A 15,223-nucleotide genomic window follows, 5' to 3' on the forward strand; every position below is an offset into this window, starting at 1 on the left:
TGAAGGGCAATAGTTAACGGGATCTTAACTTAGATCTGGAAGGGTTGGTTTGCGCCCGAGGGTACTGGCGTGTCGCCTGTTTGCGCATCAATCAATTTGCGCGGCCAGATTACCTTGACGATTGCTCCTTTGCGTTCCTGCTGATCTGTCAAAGTTTGATACGGGTCTGCGCCATTGGCAAAGTAAAGCTCGGCACCACTGCGCTCGAGCAGGGTTTTGGCAATGAACAATCCAAGCCCCATGCCTTCATATTCGGGTCGGCTGCTGCGGTCGGCCCGGCGGCGGCGCATGAACGGATCGCCAATTCGTCCGATAATGTGTGAGGGATATCCGCGACCGTCATCCATTATCGAAACACTGATCTGATGCGAGGTCCATTCAGCCTCGATCCAGACATTTGCCCGTGCAAAATCCACAGCATTCTGGATTAAATTGCGCAATCCGTGAATGATCTCGGGCTTGCGCAGAATTGAGGGTTGCTGAACATCGCCGTCGGCAACCGGCTTCTCTTCGAAATGCACTTCCTTGCCCCGGTTGATATGCGGTTCTGCAGATTCGTGGATCACCGTCGACAAAGGGGCCTGCCGCAGGTGAAGGTCATCTTTTCCGGCCCGTCCCATGTCACGCAATATATCGCGGCAACGGTCGGCCTGCTCACGGATCAAAGCCGCGTCTTCTTTCAGTTCGGGGCGATCGTCCAGCTCTTCGATCAACTCTGAACTGGCCAGCTTGATCGTGGCCAAAGGTGTCCCCAACTCATGCGCAGCGGCCGCGACGACGCCGCCAAGATCGGTGAGCTTTTGTTCGCGCGCCAGTGCCATATGCGTGGCCGACAGCGCCTCGGACATCGACTGCACTTCTGAGCTAATACGATGGGAATAGGCGCCGATGAATATAATGGCGATGATGATTGCGGCCCAATTTCCGAACAACAATATGTCAGGGATATCCAAAACAAGGCCCAGATTGGTACGCAGCGGCAGGTGAAACTGTGCCAGCAATGTTGTCAGGATCACCGCTACGCTGCCGATGATCAGGGTTGAACGCGTGCTCATCACATTGGCTGAAATCGTCACCGGCCCGATCAATAGTAGCGCAAAAGGATTGTTCAGCCCGCCAGTCAAATAGAGCAGTATCGACAGTTGCAGCAGATCGAACAGCACCATCAGAAAGTTCTCGAACTCGGACAGGCGCTTGTTTTCGGGGAACAACAGGATCGCTGTCAGATTGCCCATGACGGAAACGCCAATGGCAAAGTAACACAGGCCAAGCTCGAGCTGCACATTATAGTATTGTTGCGCGACTGTGATTGCCGTGAACTGTCCAATGATGGCCACCCATCGCAACAGGATCAGTGTCCGCAACCTGATCCAGGTGCTGCGTTCTTGCCCGCGCCAAAGGCTGGTGTTGGAATCCGTCATCTGTCGATTATGTCCTATTGCGTCGGCCCACAACGTTGATAGGAGTGCCGACCGAACCGATCAACAACCTTCGTCTCAGGATAGCCGTCATGCTCCGTCTTTATGCCATACTCGCAACTGTTGTTCTGGCCGTTGGTCTGGGTGCAATGTGGCTGCTGACACGCAGCGGTTCGGATGACAAGTTTGCCCAGTGCCGCTCAAGCCAGATCGCAGGCGGCAGCGCTGCGATCGGTGGACCGTTCGAGCTGGTCAACAGCAAGGGTGCAACGGTGACTGACGTGGATGTGATCACCGAACCAACGTTGATCTATTTCGGATATACGTTCTGCCCCGATGTCTGCCCTTTCGACATGTCCCGCAATGCCGAAGCGGTTGACCTGCTTGCCGAACGCGGCCAGTCGGTGACGCCCTTGTTTATTTCAATTGACCCTGACCGCGATACGCCCGAAGTATTGGATGATTACGCGTTCAACCTGCATGAACGTATGATCGCCCTGACTGGCTCAGCCGAACAGGTCAAAGCCGCGAGCAAGGTCTACAAAACCTACTACAAAGCGCATGACAAAAGCGATGAGTACTACTTGGTCGATCACTCGACTTTCACATACCTGGTCACGCCCGAGGACGGTTTCCTTGAATTCTTCAAGCGTGATGATACCGCCGAACAGATGGCGGACAAGGTTGGTTGTTTCCTTGACAAGATTTAACGCGCAACAGTCGGTTTGACCTTTGGAATGGCGCTGCTATTACTCATGTTAAAGCCAAAAAGCGTGAAATAGCGGAAAGACCCACATATGGCAGACAGTTCCCAGCTTGAAATCGGCCCCGATAAATCGCTGCTTCTGGTAGATGATGACGAGCCGTTTCTGAGACGTCTGGCCAAGGCCATGGAAAAGCGTGGATTCGAGGTTGAGACCGCAGGCTCTGTCGCAGCAGGCCGCGCCATATCGACCGCACGACCACCCGCATATGCTGTGGTTGATTTGCGGCTTGAGGATGGCAACGGGCTTGATGTGGTTGAAGTTCTGCGTGAAAAGCGCCCGGACAGCCGGGTTGTGGTTTTGACCGGGTACGGAGCCATCGCCACTGCAGTCGCAGCGGTCAAGATTGGCGCGACCGATTATCTGTCCAAACCCGCCGACGCGACTGATATCACCAACGCATTGTTGGCAAAGGGTGACGAAATGCCCCCGCCGCCGGAAAACCCCATGAGTGCCGACCGTGTTCGATGGGAACATATCCAGCGTGTGTATGAGCTGTGTGATCGCAATGTCTCGGAAACAGCGCGCCGCCTGAACATGCACCGCAGGACGTTGCAGCGGATTTTGGCGAAGCGCAGCCCACGATAGGCCATCTCATAGGTAAATTTGCAAATCCTGAGGTATATCGCAGAGCAACTGCGTTTCTCAGAAGCTCCAGGTGTCTTTCAGTAGTTGAAACCAACTAGGTCGAAAACTCGGGGTAAAGGGGTATCTTGATGGAATCGAACGCGCCCAGTGCCTCAGATATTCTCAAAAACTACCACCATCAAAGGCATTTTTTGCAAATCGTTCATATGCCGGCGTTTGATCCGCCAGTGCGTACATTTCTGTATATGAAAAATCATAAATGCGCCTGTTCAACGGTTATTGCCACTTTGCTGCACAGGTTGAATGCGCAGGCCGGTGGTTCAATGCAGATTGATATGAAAAGCATACACAACCCGCCGAAATCGCTGATCAAGACTGGAAGGAAGGCGTTGGATGTCCCGTCAGCAATTGAAGCGCTAGAAGAAAGAACGCGGTTTTGCTTCTCGGTCGTTCGTCACCCGACTGCGCGCACGCTCAGTGCTTTTTTTGGGTATCTATTAAAAACCCCAGGTCAAAAAGAGAAGTTTCTGCGGCATGTTGGTAGAGAACCAGATGGCGATCTCGGATTGTCAGACTTTCTCGACATCATTGCGCATGACGAAACTGCACGTGACCTGAATCGTCACTGGCGTCCGCAACGCAAAGAAATCAGTTTTGATTTCATCGATTTCGATTTTATTGGTCGCGTTGACGATCTGAATACGGCGGTGGAGCATATCTCTTATGAGATTTTTGGAAACCAAACTGAGATGCAGGATACCCGCAGCTCATTAGGACACTCTTCTTCTTCCAAAGACGCCATACAGAGCTTGACGAGAACTGATCATATGAACCTTGAATCTGCGTTCTCAATGGATTTTGAAATGTTCGAAAACGTAAAAACACGGTTTAGCTGACGCTAAGCGATATTGGCCGTTTGATCCAAATTCGCTGTAATAAGTAAATTTTACTAAGCTCTAAGTTGCCTTGGAGACCAAGAGTTGTTTTTTGTTCGAACGGTACTCAGGGTGTGTGTATCGGATGTGGGCACATATGTTTCGGAAGGGGTCCGCTACCTGAACATGCATCGTAGGACATTGAAGCGATATTTGACAAACACAGCCCGTAAAAACTATGAAATTAATTTAATCGTTTAGTCTGGATTAAGCCGCATGCACCTCGTGGCAACAGCATTGTTGACCTATGGTGAACAAAGTTAACACAGCATGAACAATGTGTTCAAACCGTGTTTAGATTCTCTGTAGCATCATCACTGTGCTGCAATTGCAACAATGCCGTCAAGTAAGAGGCAGGTCAGGCAAACCGTACAGAGGATCAAGCGATATGAAACCGGACATGAGACCAAACCCTTCGCAGAAAGCGATCGAGAAGCTCTTCGAATTAGGCATCGATTTTCCCGAAGTGGGACCACCCGCAGATGCCGGTATGCCCGAGCTTCCTGAGCATGTGTTCCCCATTGAAGCGCCGGATTTGCCGGATCTTACTCTTCCTGAGGAAGCAATGGCTGATATTGAGATTCCTGCAGCCATTTTGCCAACAGATATCTTCGACTTAGGCTAAGTGGTCGATCGAGGCTACAGACTTTGGTAAAGGGTGTATGTTTGTCCGCCGAAGGTGATGTCATCCGGCGGGCAAAAGAGCAATTCTACATCTGTAACGATAATGGCCGATGCCGTTCGTAAAGATCGTTGCGTACTAAAGGTCGTTGCGTAATTGAGCCAGCGGTCAAAACCGGCCCCAAATCCCCAGCCGGCGCATTACTGGATCGCCCACCGAGATCTATGGTTTCAAATTCGGAGACCTTGCAATCTTCGGCGCCTCAATTCGAGATCTGATTTTTTTCGAGTAAGTTACCCGTTCACTCAGGCTATATTGGAATTTCCGATCTTTGTGCCGCTTTGCAAATCAAGGCGTGGGATGTTGTGATCGCTCTAGAATACTCTGTGCATAAACCTTGAGGCAATATGAGTGCGCGCGGGAGACATTGGGAATTGCCAATAACGCGTCCACTTTCGCTTGCAGCCCGTCACCCATCGCCAGCATTCGGTCGTCCAAAACGCTGTTCTGGTTGTACTTGTTCCAGTACCTTTCGCGAAACCGGCTGGACCGGTTGGATGCATCTGTCGCTTTGGTGCCTTGCCCGCGTTGCCGTTTAAGCTCGAAACTGTCTCGTGATTTCACGGGGTAGTGAAAGACGGCCGCCCAATCATGTGCAGACAGATGCTCTGGCGCGGCACCCAGCGCATGTCTACGGCGTGACCCCGAACGATACATGTGCTCGTGCATCGGCAGGCCCGTGGCATTTACAAATTGCGATCCATCGTACCGAAAGTCTGGCCGCAAGTGGGGTCGGTGGAGGCCAAACCCCCGTATTTTATTGGACTTTCGAAAAAGCGTTTTGAAGTAGTGATGCAAGTTGTGTTCGGTGTCGGCGCGTCTTAAGAACTGTTGTGTAACCAGCCCCGGTTCCCAGTTTTCGTTGCCTCCGTCCCCAAAGATCAACCAATTCACCGCGACGCCTTCGGCGATATCAGAACAGCGTTCAACGAGACTTGCGACATGATTTTCGGCATTTGCGCAGAACAGAAACTCATCGCTATCAAGCCACATCAGCCAATCGGCATCGTCAAACGAAGGATGCGCATAGGCTGTTTCCGCCGCTGTATGCTGCGGTGCCTGCCCTGGTTTTAAGTCCTGCAGAACATGAGAGATAACCCCGTTTTTATCCAACGAATCCAACAGTTCGGCGGTGCCGTCCGTCGAGTCATTGCTGTAAATCAGGATCGGATCGAACCCGATCAGCAGATGATATGCGATCCATTCAAGTATGAACGGCCCTTCATCCTTGGCGCAGGAGAACAAACCGACCTTCATATCGACTTGGTCTGAAGGGGTCTGATCATGATCGCGGATCTTCCTGGCACGGCCTATCTTCTGAAGATGATATTGCGTTGGGTTTGAAAGACATTTTCATATCCGCGATCAGAAAGCGAGCCAAACAGTTCTTTGGCACTATCGCCCAGATTTACGGTTTCTAGCTGTAGACAGTGGGGGAGTGTTGAGTTCTTAACGCTTTCAAGAAAAGGCATCAGAATATTTGGCTCGTGCCCTTCCACATCAAGCTTTGCAAAATCGGCACCATGCAGATGCGTAAGCTCAAGCAGCGATTGGGTCTTCACCTCAATGGTGTCGTATCTAGACCTGTCCATGTGCGCCGGGTCGATCGCCAACCGCGCCTCACCAAGGTTGGTGGCCGTGTCGCCGCCCCGTTTTTTTATGAAAAGCGTTGCCTCACCGGTTTCACCCGCGACTGCGACGGTGTTCAGCTCGACATTACCAAATCCGTTCAGTGAGCAGTTTTTGCGCAGGCGCTCGGCCAGTGTCGGGTTTGGCTCAAACGCATGAATTTGGGAGTCAGTGTCCAGAATTGACGCCAAGAAAAGTGAATAAAGACCAAAATTTGCCCCTATATCCACAACCTTGAGGGTCTTCCCCTCAAAACTCTCTTTCAGCCAATTCAACTCAAGCTCTTCCGGGGATCGACCCTTTTGCCAGAGGACGAATTCGCTGAAATTGTCATAAGCGTGCAGGTGGATTCGAATGCCCCGGTAGTCGATCATCTGTGGCAGCAGCGAATTTCGGATCAGATTGCGCACCCGCCCTCGGCCTGTCAGGTTGTACGCCTCGCGCAAACACGCGTTGGCGTATTCCATTTGCGCGTTTGTGATCGGTATCTGGCTGTCTGCGTCGCTCATCTAAACCTGCGTCCGATTATGGTCTTGTTTTAGCGGAAAATTAGCACAAGCCGGGCCGTTGATCTATCGGCGGCCTAGATGCTTCCCAACAATTCTTGATGCCGCGCAGTATAGGCCTGCCGCACCTCAATCGGGGGGCGTAGTTTGATCTGCAGCCCTTCCAAAATCGCCTTGTCAGGGCGACCAAAGAACTTTGTTGCTTCGGTTTCGGAAAAGCCCGCGATCTGCGTCGCCTCCATCCACGCGCTGATCTTGTCCGCCTTCTTGATCTGGCGTTTCACTGTTTTTGGCACCAAAGCGGGCAATCCGAAACGTATATGGATCGCAGCTGCCAACCGGTCGTCCAGCGCGCCATAATCCGGGCCGACCGCAGATTTGACCGGGGAAATCATGTCTCCGATCACATATTCGGGCGCGTCGTGTAACAGTGCGGCTAATCGCCATTTTGTTGGTGCATTTGGTGCGATGCGGCCAAAAAGCTGTTCCACCAGCAAGGAATGTTCGGCCACGGAATAGGCGAAATCCCCGTTGGTCTGACCGTTCCAGCGTGCTACAAAGGCGAGCCCGTGGGCGATATCTTCGATTTCGATATCCACCGGTGTCGGGTCCAGCAAATCCAGCCGCCGTCCCGACAGCATTCTTTGCCACGCTCTGGGTTGTGTTGCCATTTTGCCATGCCTTGTGAACTAGGACACGTTTTATCCGTGTTCTTATGCTATGATGTACCTGTCTGGATCACATGCTGCCAACAGTTTCTTGAGCATTCGTGCTTTGAACCGGTGCGATACGATCCCGACATTAAGGACTGAGGGGGGTGCAGACTCCTCCCAGTTGCGCCCCTCTCGAAGCGAAACTCGTATCGAAAGGAGCTTGTTATGTTCAAGCGTTTATTTGCTACCGCCCTCGCCTTTGGAATGGCTGCAACTGCACCGCCTGCATTTGCACAAAATTGTGCAGAACGCGAGCACGTGATTACCAAACTGCAAGACAGTTATGCCGAGGAATTAGCCTTTGGTGGTCTTCAGAAGTCTCGTGGCACACAGTCGGTCATGGAGGTTTGGACCTCGAAGGAAACAGGAAGCTATACCGTCCTGGTGACCCAAGCAAACGGCATCAGTTGCATTGTCGCCGTTGGCACGGATTTTTTTGAAGCGATCCCAAAGATCAAAGTTGAGGGTACGCCAAGCTGATATTTTCAGTGTCAGGAATTAACCCCGGCCTCCTGCGTTGCCACCTGCCCCAATGAATGCTAGGGCAGCCCGGATCAAGATTTACCGGAGTGGAGCACCTGATGGCCGGGGACTATATCGTCAAAGACATTTCGCTGGCTGGGTTTGGCCGCAAAGAGCTGGATATCGCCGAAACGGAGATGCCAGGCCTGATGGCCCTGCGCGCAGAATATGGTGAGAGCAAACCACTGAGTGGTGCCCGGATCGTGGGTTCGCTGCACATGACTATTCAGACCGCAGTTCTGATCGAAACGCTGGTGGCGCTTGGCGCGGATGTGCGCTGGGCATCGTGCAATATCTTCTCAACGCAGGATCACGCGGCCGCTGCAATTGCCGAGGCCGGCATCCCGGTCTTCGCGATCAAAGGCCAGACGCTGGAAGAGCATTGGGATTATCTGGACAAATCCTTCCTGTTCGAAGACGGCCCGAACATGATCCTCGACGATGGTGGCGACGCGACGCTGTACATTCTGCTGGGCGCACGTGCCGAAGCGGGTGAGGACATCATTCCGGTTCCGGGTTCGGAAGAGGAAGAAGTGATCAAGAAGCAGATCGCCAAGCGTATGGCCGCCAGCCCCGGTTGGTTCACCAAGATGCGCGACCAGATCCAAGGCGTGTCCGAAGAGACCACCACCGGCGTGAACCGCCTGTATCAGCTGGTGAAAGACGGCCACCTGCCGTTCCCGGCGATCAACGTGAATGACTCGGTCACCAAGTCAAAGTTTGACAATAAATACGGCTGCAAGGAATCGCTGGTAGACGGCATCCGCCGCGCCACCGACACCATGATGGCCGGTAAGGTTGCCGTAGTCTGCGGGTATGGCGACGTGGGCAAAGGCTCGGCGGCTTCACTGCGTGGCGCAGGCGCCCGTGTGAAAGTCACCGAAGTCGACCCGATCTGTGCCCTGCAGGCTGCAATGGACGGGTTTGAAGTCACCCTGCTGGAAGACGAAGTCGCCAGCGCGGATATCTTCATCACCACCACCGGCAACAAGGACGTGATCCGCATCGAGCATATGCGCGCGATGAAGGACATGGCCATTGTTGGCAACATTGGTCACTTCGACAATGAAATTCAGGTTGCCAGCCTCAAGAATCACAAATGGACCAACATCAAGGAACAGGTTGATATGATCGAGATGCCTTCGGGCAACCGCATCATCCTGCTGTCCGAAGGCCGCTTGCTGAACCTCGGCAATGCCACGGGGCACCCCTCTTTTGTGATGTCGGCCTCGTTCACCAACCAGGTTCTGGCGCAAATCGAACTGTTCACCAAGGGCGATGAGTATAAGAACGAAGTCTACATCCTGCCCAAGCATCTGGATGAAAAAGTCGCTCGTCTGCATCTGGACCGCATCGGCGTGAAGCTGACCCAGATGGATAGCGATCAGGCGGCCTATATCGGGGTGAAACCCGAAGGCCCCTACAAGCCGGAACACTACCGCTACTAAGTGCGAAAGACGCATGACCAAGCCTTTCAGACGCCGCCGATTCCTGCTTTCGGCGGCGTCTTTTCTTTTTGGCCTCTTAACGCTGTTGATCGTGTTGGTCGGAGGCGTTTGGTGGCTGCTTGCCCATCCCAACACCCCTGTGCCCCCGTACTGGAACCCGCTGCGTGAGCTGACCGTAACTGCGCCGGTGACTCCGGTCACAGCCTATCAACTGAACCGGGCGCTGGCGGATGACGTCGTGTGCCGCGCCGCTCTGGCTGAGGCTGGGGTACAGTTTGAACCGATGGAAGATCTGGTTGTGGACGAGATCTGCGGGATTGCGGGGCGGGGCCGATTGACCAACTTGGTGAAAGCACGGATCGCGGCGATTGAGACCCGGTGCGCCACCACCTTACGGCTTGCCATGTGGGAACATCATGTGGTGCAGCCTGCCGCAGAGAAGGTATTAGGTACCGCAGTCAGCCGATTGCGCCAGATTGGCAGCTATAATTGCCGCCGGATGCGCACCGCGCAAGGACAAGACAATGGTTGGAGCAGCCACGCCACTGCAGACGCGATCGATATCGTCGGGCTGGACCTCTCGGATGGGCGCAGCTTGAACCTGCTGTCTGACTGGGGCACCGACGGCCCTGAGGCCGATTTCCTGCGTCGGATCGGGCGCGGAGCCTGTGACTGGTTCCGCGTAGTACTTGGCCCTGACTACAACCGCTTACATGCCGATCACTTTCACCTGCAGGGGCCTGGCTGGGGCTACTGCCGATAGTATCTCAGCGCAATGAAGGAATGAAATCCCCGCGGCCCTGCGGTGTGAAATCCAGCACATTCCACAATGGCCACGCCGCATCCACGTGCCGGGGATGCCAGTCGCTGGGTTCAAAGAACAGCTCGGAACTCCAGAAGTGATGAACGCCATCCGGGAGGCGCTGAAAGACATTCAGGATAGGAAGCTGATCGCCCCCTTCGGTCTGGGCCAGATAGTCGCTCTGGTAATTCGTCCCCAGTGCAGAATAGAGCGGCAGCGCATTCCAACTCATCTCATCCTTGAGCGCCGAGAGTTTTTCAGGCGTATTCTGCGCCACCACGGCAACCGAGGCGTTCTGTATCAGATGGTGGATCTGAGAGTTCAGTCCATCCAGAAACGCTGAACACATTGGGCAGGGGCGTTCCGCATTAGGTCCGTACATCAGCGAATAGATGATTAGCGTGTCCTTATCACCAAACAGCGAAGACAACGGCGCATCCTCGCCTGCCAGATCTCGGAACGCATAATCACCGGGGATTTTGCCCCCGGTTGGAAGAGAGCGGCGCAAGGCCGCGACCTCTTCAACCTTGGCTCTCAGGTCTCGCTCGGCAGAAAGGAGTGCGTTACGTGCGGATCGGTATTCAGTGGTTTCATTGGGCAGGGAAACGGGCATGAGGACCTCCGGGAATCATAATTAACAAAAATGTTAAATAATAAACCTGGAAAAATCAAATCGCGCAACCCCGCAAAGTTCAGCCTAGGGGGAAACCTTGTGATTTTTCCCTTTTGGGAATTTCGCCGACAAGGCTAGTCTCTTGCGCATCGGTAAAAACTTCCGTGACAATGGATTAAGGAGACTGGGACATGGGCAAACGCGACGAATTGATCGCCAAATACGCTGAAGATCTGAAAGGCAAATGCGGGATGGACCCCGATATGGACCTGCTGACCAAGGTCACCATCGGTTGCGGCCCGGCGATCTATGACGCGGATGCGTCGACAGTGGCGGCCAGCCAGGAAGGTGAGCTTGAGACGGTCAAGAACAACTTCCTGATCAAAAAGCTGGGCCTGTCGGATGGCCCCGAGCTGATGGAAGGGATCAACAAGGCCATGGAAACCTATGGCATGTCCGAGCGCAACAAGTACCGCGCCGTGGTCTATTACATGCTGACCAAGCATTTCGGCAAGGAATCGGTCTATAGCTGATCTAGCCTAAAGCCAGCTTAGCACCCGTCGGTCCTGCCGGCGGGTGTTCTGTATTTGAATGAAACTCTAAATACTTGGCGTTTGAAGCGCGGTTCTGAAATCGGCTAAGGTCAGGTCATGACCAGGACGGTCAGAACCAACAGATTTCCGTATGCGTGTGGTGAGTTTGGGAGCACGCGGGGTAGGGAAGGTTCTGCATCCGTCAGGGCCTTCCCTTTTTATTCAATCTGCTTCGGTCTGACCTAGTCCGCAGATCACCTGCCATTCTGCATCGCTGACCGGCTGCACCGACAGGCGCGAGTTCTTGACCAGAACCATTTCAGCCAGACGTTCATCTGCCTTGATCTGATCCAGCGTAACAGGGGTGGAGAATGGCCGGACGGCCTTGATATCCACGCATTCCCAGCGCTCATCATCGGTGGTGCTGTCGGAATGGGCCTCGGCGCAGACCTCGACAATGCCAACAATCGCCTTGTCCTTCTGCGAGTGGTAGAAGAACCCCCGATCACCGATCTGCATCTGACGCATGAAATTACGGGCCTGATAATTGCGGACCCCGTCCCATTCCTCGCCTGCATCCCCTTTGGCGACCTGCTGATCCCAGCTCCAGGTCGAGGGTTCGGATTTGAACAGCCAATACGCCATCAGCCGATCACCTTTTTCCACGGGATCATCTCGACCGAGTCGAACAGCCCGGCCAGCGCATAGGGATCATTTGCGGCCCAGGCCTCAGCTGCGGCCAGGTCATCGATATCCAGAATGACCAGCGATCCGATCATCGCATCGCCTTCCAGCAACGGCCCGGCCTGCGCCACCACACCAGTGTCATCGATATAGGCCAAATGTGCCGCGCGGTTGTCCAGCCGGGTTTGCAGGGCTCCGGCTTTGTCACGGGCTATCAGGGCGATGAGCATATTATTCCTCCTTGAGTGGGCGACCCAGCAGCGCCTGAATCGCGTCGGTGACACTGTATGCACCGCTGCTGAGTTTCGCCACCGTTGTGCTGATCGGCATATCCAGCCCTTCGCTGGCGGCGATCTCGGACATGGCCTGTGCGGTGGCGACGCCTTCGACAGTTGTTGTGCTGTCAAAAGGCTTGTTTAGACCCAAACACAAGCCAAAACGGTAATTTCGCGATAATTCGGACGAGCAGGTCAATACCAGATCGCCCAGCCCTGACAGCCCCATCAGTGTATCCGGTTGTGCGCCGCGCAGCGCGGCAAAGCGCTGCATCTCGGCAAATCCGCGCGTGATCAAGGCAGCGCGGGCGCTGTCGCCAAGGCCTGCACCAATGGCCGCGCCGCAACCGATAGCCATCACATTCTTTAGCGCGCCACCCAACTCGGCCCCGATGGTATCGGCGGTTCGATAAAGACGCAGGTTGGTGGTTGTCAGCTCTTGCTGAAGCGCCTCGCCCAGTTCGGCATCAGCACAAGCCAGCGTTAGCGCCGTGGGCAGACCGCGCGCGATGTCGTCGGCAAAGCTGGGACCGGTTAGCAGGGCCGGTTGAGCGTCCGGCACGGTTTGACGGATGACGGCGACAGGACCCAGACCCGTCGACAGTTCGATCCCCTTGCAGCAGGCCACCAGAACCTTCCCGCTCAGGCGCGCGGCGTGAAGGGTCAGGGCACTACGCAGTTTTTGCATTGGCACGGCAAGTAGTAGGACATCGGACTGCACCGCCTGTTCAATCTCGGCAGTCACCGTGATGTTGGCAAGCAGCGTGACGCCCGGCAGGCGATCGACATTTTTGCGCGATTGCTGCATTTGCCTTGCCTGATCGGAATTCCGCGACCAAAGCGTAACGGGGCCATTTCCTGCCAATGATATGGCCAAAGCGGTTCCAAAGGCACCTGATCCAAGAACTGAAACGCTCATGCCTTGGCTCCTTTCTTGCCGCCACCTAGCATCGATGGGCTGGTTTGATCCAAGGGCCAGCGGGGTCGTGCCGTCAGGTCCAAGCCATCCCGCGCACCTGCACGGAATCGCTCGATACCCGCATAGGCAATCATGGCGGCATTGTCGGTACATAAGGCCAAAGGTGGGGCGGTAAATCGGGTACCCATTTCCACAGAAACAGTCTCTAACGCTGCCCGTATGGCGGTATTTGCAGCAACTCCACCGGCAACGGCGATAACCGGTTCAGCCGGTGATGCCTCAAGATACAGTGTAATCGCGCGGCGGGTTTTCTCGGCCAGAGTATCGACGATTGCCTGTTGAAATCCGGCACATAGATCGGCGCGATCCTGCCGGGTCAGTCCCCCCTTCTCGGCTACGATCTGATCCCGCATCCGCATCAGCGCGGTCTTGAGCCCCGAGAAGGATAAGTCACATCCTGGACGATCCAGAAGGGGCCGGGGAAAGCGGAAATGTTTGGGATCGCCCACACGGGCCTCGGCCTCGACCGAGGGGCCGCCGGGCTGCGGCAGACCCAGCAGACGGGCGGTCTTGTCAAAGGCTTCTCCGGGGGCATCATCGATTGTGCCGCCGAGACGGGTGAAATGCTCCGGTCCATGCGCGATCAGGTATTGGCAGTGGCCGCCTGAGACCAGCAGCATCAGGTAGGGAAAGGCAATTCCGTCGGTCAGGCGTGGCGTCAGCGCGTGTCCGGCCAGATGGTTCACCCCGATCAGCGGCAACCCGGTCGCCGCACTCAGACCCTTTGCGCACATCACGCCGGACATCACGCCGCCGATCAGGCCCGGCCCGGCTGTCACGGCGATTGCATCCAGATCACGCAAGCCAATTTCGGCCTGTGTTAGAGCCTGTTTGACGCAAATATCCAGCTTCTCGGCATGCGCACGCGCTGCGATCTCGGGCACAACACCACCATAGGCGCTGTGCAATTCAGTCTGACCATGTACCACGGATGACAAGATCTCGGCCCGTGCGCCTGTGCACTGCCGCACCACGGCGGCAGCGGTATCGTCGCAGCTGCTTTCCAGTCCGAGGACGGTAAGTGTTTGCACCATAGGCCTGATCCGTTGCATCATGATTGCCAAGCGGGGTATCACCCCGCGCGGATGCAAACAATCCCAAGGCCGAAGGCACCGACCGTTGTATTTGTTGATGAGCCGCCCTCGCGCCGCCTCGGACAGGTTCGTTGCGCAACTGCCGGACCACATTCGGTCGCAAGTCGCGGTTATCCATTCACCCTTGTTAAGGATCGAACCGTTGGAGGTCGCGGTTGAGTTCGGTGATTCTGCTGGGCTGATCTTTTCCTCGGCAAATGGTGTGAACGCCGCTGCCCTATTAAATGTGGATCGCAGCCTGCCCGCCTATTGCGTCGGTCCGGCGACCACGCAGGCCGCGCAGAACGCGGGATGGGACGCGCAGATGAGGGGTGCGACTGCACAAGAACTGGTGGCCAATCTGCTGAAATTCAAGCCACGCATCCCGCTGCTTCATCTGCGCGGAGAACACAGCCGTGGCAACGTGGCCGAACGTCTGACGGAATCCGGCCTGACCACTCGAGAACAACCGATCTATCGGCAGCAGCTTTTGCCGCTGAGCGATGAGGCGTCACAGGCCGCCGAGGACAACCAACCCATCATCGCCCCGCTATTTTCGCCCCGCACAGCGCGACATTTTGCCGACGTTTGGGCCGGATCTGCGCCTTTGTGGCTGGCTGCGATCAGCGAGGCTGCCGCGGAACCCCTTAAAACACTGCGTTTTGAACGGCTGAAGATCGCGGATGAACCGACCCCGGACAAAATGCAGAAAGCCGTGAAAAAACTCGTGAAACACGTGATGCGGGTTGAGAGCGCGCCGGGTGCAGATTAACTTGGGTTAGTCTGTTGTTCATGTTTTTTGGGAATCGATAAGGGGATTAACGCGGTGGCTGATAAGAAGAAACCCGATCAGGAGCCGGTCGAAGACCCCAGCGTCGAAGAGGTGGCAGAACCCACAGAGACCAAAAGTGATGCCGTTTCGGATGAGAAATCCGTTGACGCGGATGACGCTGCGGACGAGGTGACTTCCGAAGCCGAAGCCGAAGCCGAAGCCGAAGCCGAAGCCGAAGCCGAAGCCGAAGCCGAAGCCGAAGCCGAAGCCGAAGCCGAAGCCGAAGC

General features: G+C 55.1%; 18 protein-coding genes and 1 pseudogene. 10 read left to right on the top strand and 9 right to left on the bottom strand.

All coding sequences use genetic code 11. The annotated features are described in order from the left end of the window. Window positions 1-29 precede the first annotated feature (29 nt). Complete coding sequence (gene regB / locus ACR0KN_RS18850; protein WP_480655720.1) at window positions 30-1,421, bottom strand: sensor histidine kinase RegB; 1,392 nt, start codon at window positions 1,419-1,421, stop codon at window positions 30-32. Between the two features lie 89 nt (window positions 1,422-1,510). Between regB and ACR0KN_RS18855 the strand changes: the two genes are divergently transcribed. From ACR0KN_RS18855 to ACR0KN_RS18870, 4 genes are all read left to right on the top strand, one after another. After that, a complete protein-coding gene (locus tag ACR0KN_RS18855) occupies window positions 1,511-2,128 on the top strand; it encodes an SCO family protein (protein ID WP_480655722.1) in 618 nt (205 codons plus the stop codon). A gap of 87 nt (window positions 2,129-2,215) precedes the next feature. Beyond that, window positions 2,216-2,770 carry an ActR/PrrA/RegA family redox response regulator transcription factor gene (locus ACR0KN_RS18860; RefSeq protein WP_010443008.1) on the top strand — a complete coding sequence of 185 codons (555 nt, stop codon included), beginning with the start codon at window positions 2,216-2,218 and terminating at the stop codon, window positions 2,768-2,770. Window positions 2,771-2,898: 128 nt separating this feature from the next. Further along, window positions 2,899-3,666, top strand: coding sequence for a sulfotransferase family 2 domain-containing protein (locus ACR0KN_RS18865; RefSeq protein ID WP_480655724.1), 768 nt, complete (start codon window positions 2,899-2,901; stop codon window positions 3,664-3,666). 427 nt (window positions 3,667-4,093) lie between these two features. Beyond that, window positions 4,094-4,330 (top strand): hypothetical protein, encoded by a 237-nt coding sequence (locus tag ACR0KN_RS18870; protein ID WP_170542472.1) that lies wholly within the window; start codon window positions 4,094-4,096, stop codon window positions 4,328-4,330. Between the two features lie 345 nt (window positions 4,331-4,675). Here the strand turns inward: ACR0KN_RS18870 and ACR0KN_RS18875 are convergent, their stop codons facing one another. The 3 genes from ACR0KN_RS18875 to ACR0KN_RS18885 all read right to left on the bottom strand — a co-directional run bounded on the left by ACR0KN_RS18875 (window position 4,676) and on the right by ACR0KN_RS18885 (window position 7,193). Further along, entirely contained in the window at window positions 4,676-5,644 is a 969-nt protein-coding gene (locus tag ACR0KN_RS18875; protein ID WP_480655726.1) for a glycosyltransferase family 2 protein, read from the bottom strand. A 53-nt stretch (window positions 5,645-5,697) separates the two neighbouring features. Beyond that, entirely contained in the window at window positions 5,698-6,525 is an 828-nt protein-coding gene (locus ACR0KN_RS18880) for an FkbM family methyltransferase (RefSeq protein WP_480655728.1), read from the bottom strand. A gap of 74 nt (window positions 6,526-6,599) precedes the next feature. Beyond that, a complete protein-coding gene (locus ACR0KN_RS18885; protein ID WP_480655729.1) occupies window positions 6,600-7,193 on the bottom strand; it encodes an HD domain-containing protein in 594 nt (197 codons plus the stop codon). A 207-nt stretch (window positions 7,194-7,400) separates the two neighbouring features. On the opposite strand from ACR0KN_RS18885, the gene ACR0KN_RS18890 reads away from it, so the two are divergent. From ACR0KN_RS18890 to ACR0KN_RS18900, 3 genes are all read left to right on the top strand, one after another. Further along, on the top strand, window positions 7,401-7,715 hold the full coding sequence (locus ACR0KN_RS18890) for a hypothetical protein (protein ID WP_170471170.1): 315 nt from the start codon (window positions 7,401-7,403) through the stop codon (window positions 7,713-7,715). A 101-nt stretch (window positions 7,716-7,816) separates the two neighbouring features. After that, entirely contained in the window at window positions 7,817-9,205 is a 1,389-nt protein-coding gene (ahcY, locus tag ACR0KN_RS18895) for an adenosylhomocysteinase (protein WP_010443016.1), read from the top strand. Between the two features lie 13 nt (window positions 9,206-9,218). Then, window positions 9,219-9,968 (top strand): extensin-like domain-containing protein, encoded by a 750-nt coding sequence (locus tag ACR0KN_RS18900; RefSeq protein ID WP_480655730.1) that lies wholly within the window; start codon window positions 9,219-9,221, stop codon window positions 9,966-9,968. Window positions 9,969-9,972: 4 nt separating this feature from the next. On the opposite strand, the gene ACR0KN_RS18905 is transcribed toward ACR0KN_RS18900, so the two are convergent. Beyond that, window positions 9,973-10,620, bottom strand: a complete 648-nt coding sequence (locus ACR0KN_RS18905) for a DUF899 family protein (RefSeq protein ID WP_480655731.1) — start codon at window positions 10,618-10,620, stop codon at window positions 9,973-9,975. A 191-nt stretch (window positions 10,621-10,811) separates the two neighbouring features. Between ACR0KN_RS18905 and ACR0KN_RS18910 the strand changes: the two genes are divergently transcribed. After that, on the top strand, window positions 10,812-11,153 hold the full coding sequence (locus ACR0KN_RS18910; protein WP_170397892.1) for a DUF2853 family protein: 342 nt from the start codon (window positions 10,812-10,814) through the stop codon (window positions 11,151-11,153). Window positions 11,154-11,375: 222 nt separating this feature from the next. Here ACR0KN_RS18910 and ACR0KN_RS18915 read toward each other — a convergent pair whose 3' ends face one another. Genes ACR0KN_RS18915 through tsaD form a run of 4 tightly spaced genes read right to left on the bottom strand, consistent with a single transcriptional unit; the run spans window position 11,376 to window position 14,125 of the window. After that, the gene (locus ACR0KN_RS18915; protein ID WP_480655733.1) at window positions 11,376-11,798 is read right to left on the bottom strand and encodes an EVE domain-containing protein; all 423 of its coding nucleotides are present in this window, start codon (window positions 11,796-11,798) and stop codon (window positions 11,376-11,378) included. Next, on the bottom strand, window positions 11,798-12,067 hold the full coding sequence (locus ACR0KN_RS18920; RefSeq protein WP_480655735.1) for a YciI family protein: 270 nt from the start codon (window positions 12,065-12,067) through the stop codon (window positions 11,798-11,800). The genes ACR0KN_RS18915 and ACR0KN_RS18920 overlap by 1 nt, the downstream gene beginning before the upstream one ends. 1 nt (window position 12,068) lies before the next feature. Then, the gene (locus ACR0KN_RS18925; RefSeq protein ID WP_480655737.1) at window positions 12,069-13,031 is read right to left on the bottom strand and encodes an NAD(P)H-dependent glycerol-3-phosphate dehydrogenase; all 963 of its coding nucleotides are present in this window, start codon (window positions 13,029-13,031) and stop codon (window positions 12,069-12,071) included. After that, window positions 13,028-14,125: a tRNA (adenosine(37)-N6)-threonylcarbamoyltransferase complex transferase subunit TsaD gene (tsaD, locus tag ACR0KN_RS18930; RefSeq protein WP_480655749.1), complete on the bottom strand. Its 1,098-nt coding sequence runs from the start codon at window positions 14,123-14,125 to the stop codon at window positions 13,028-13,030. The genes ACR0KN_RS18925 and tsaD overlap by 4 nt, the downstream gene beginning before the upstream one ends. Window positions 14,126-14,222: 97 nt before the next feature. On the opposite strand from tsaD, the gene ACR0KN_RS18935 reads away from it, so the two are divergent. Both ACR0KN_RS18935 and ACR0KN_RS18940 read left to right on the top strand, forming a co-directional pair. Further along, entirely contained in the window at window positions 14,223-14,936 is a 714-nt protein-coding gene (locus tag ACR0KN_RS18935; protein WP_480655739.1) for a uroporphyrinogen-III synthase, read from the top strand. A gap of 54 nt (window positions 14,937-14,990) precedes the next feature. Further along, window positions 14,991-15,223: pseudogene (locus tag ACR0KN_RS18940) on the top strand (hypothetical protein); the annotation flags it as partial.

The organism is Ruegeria sp. AP7 (assembly GCF_056539905.1).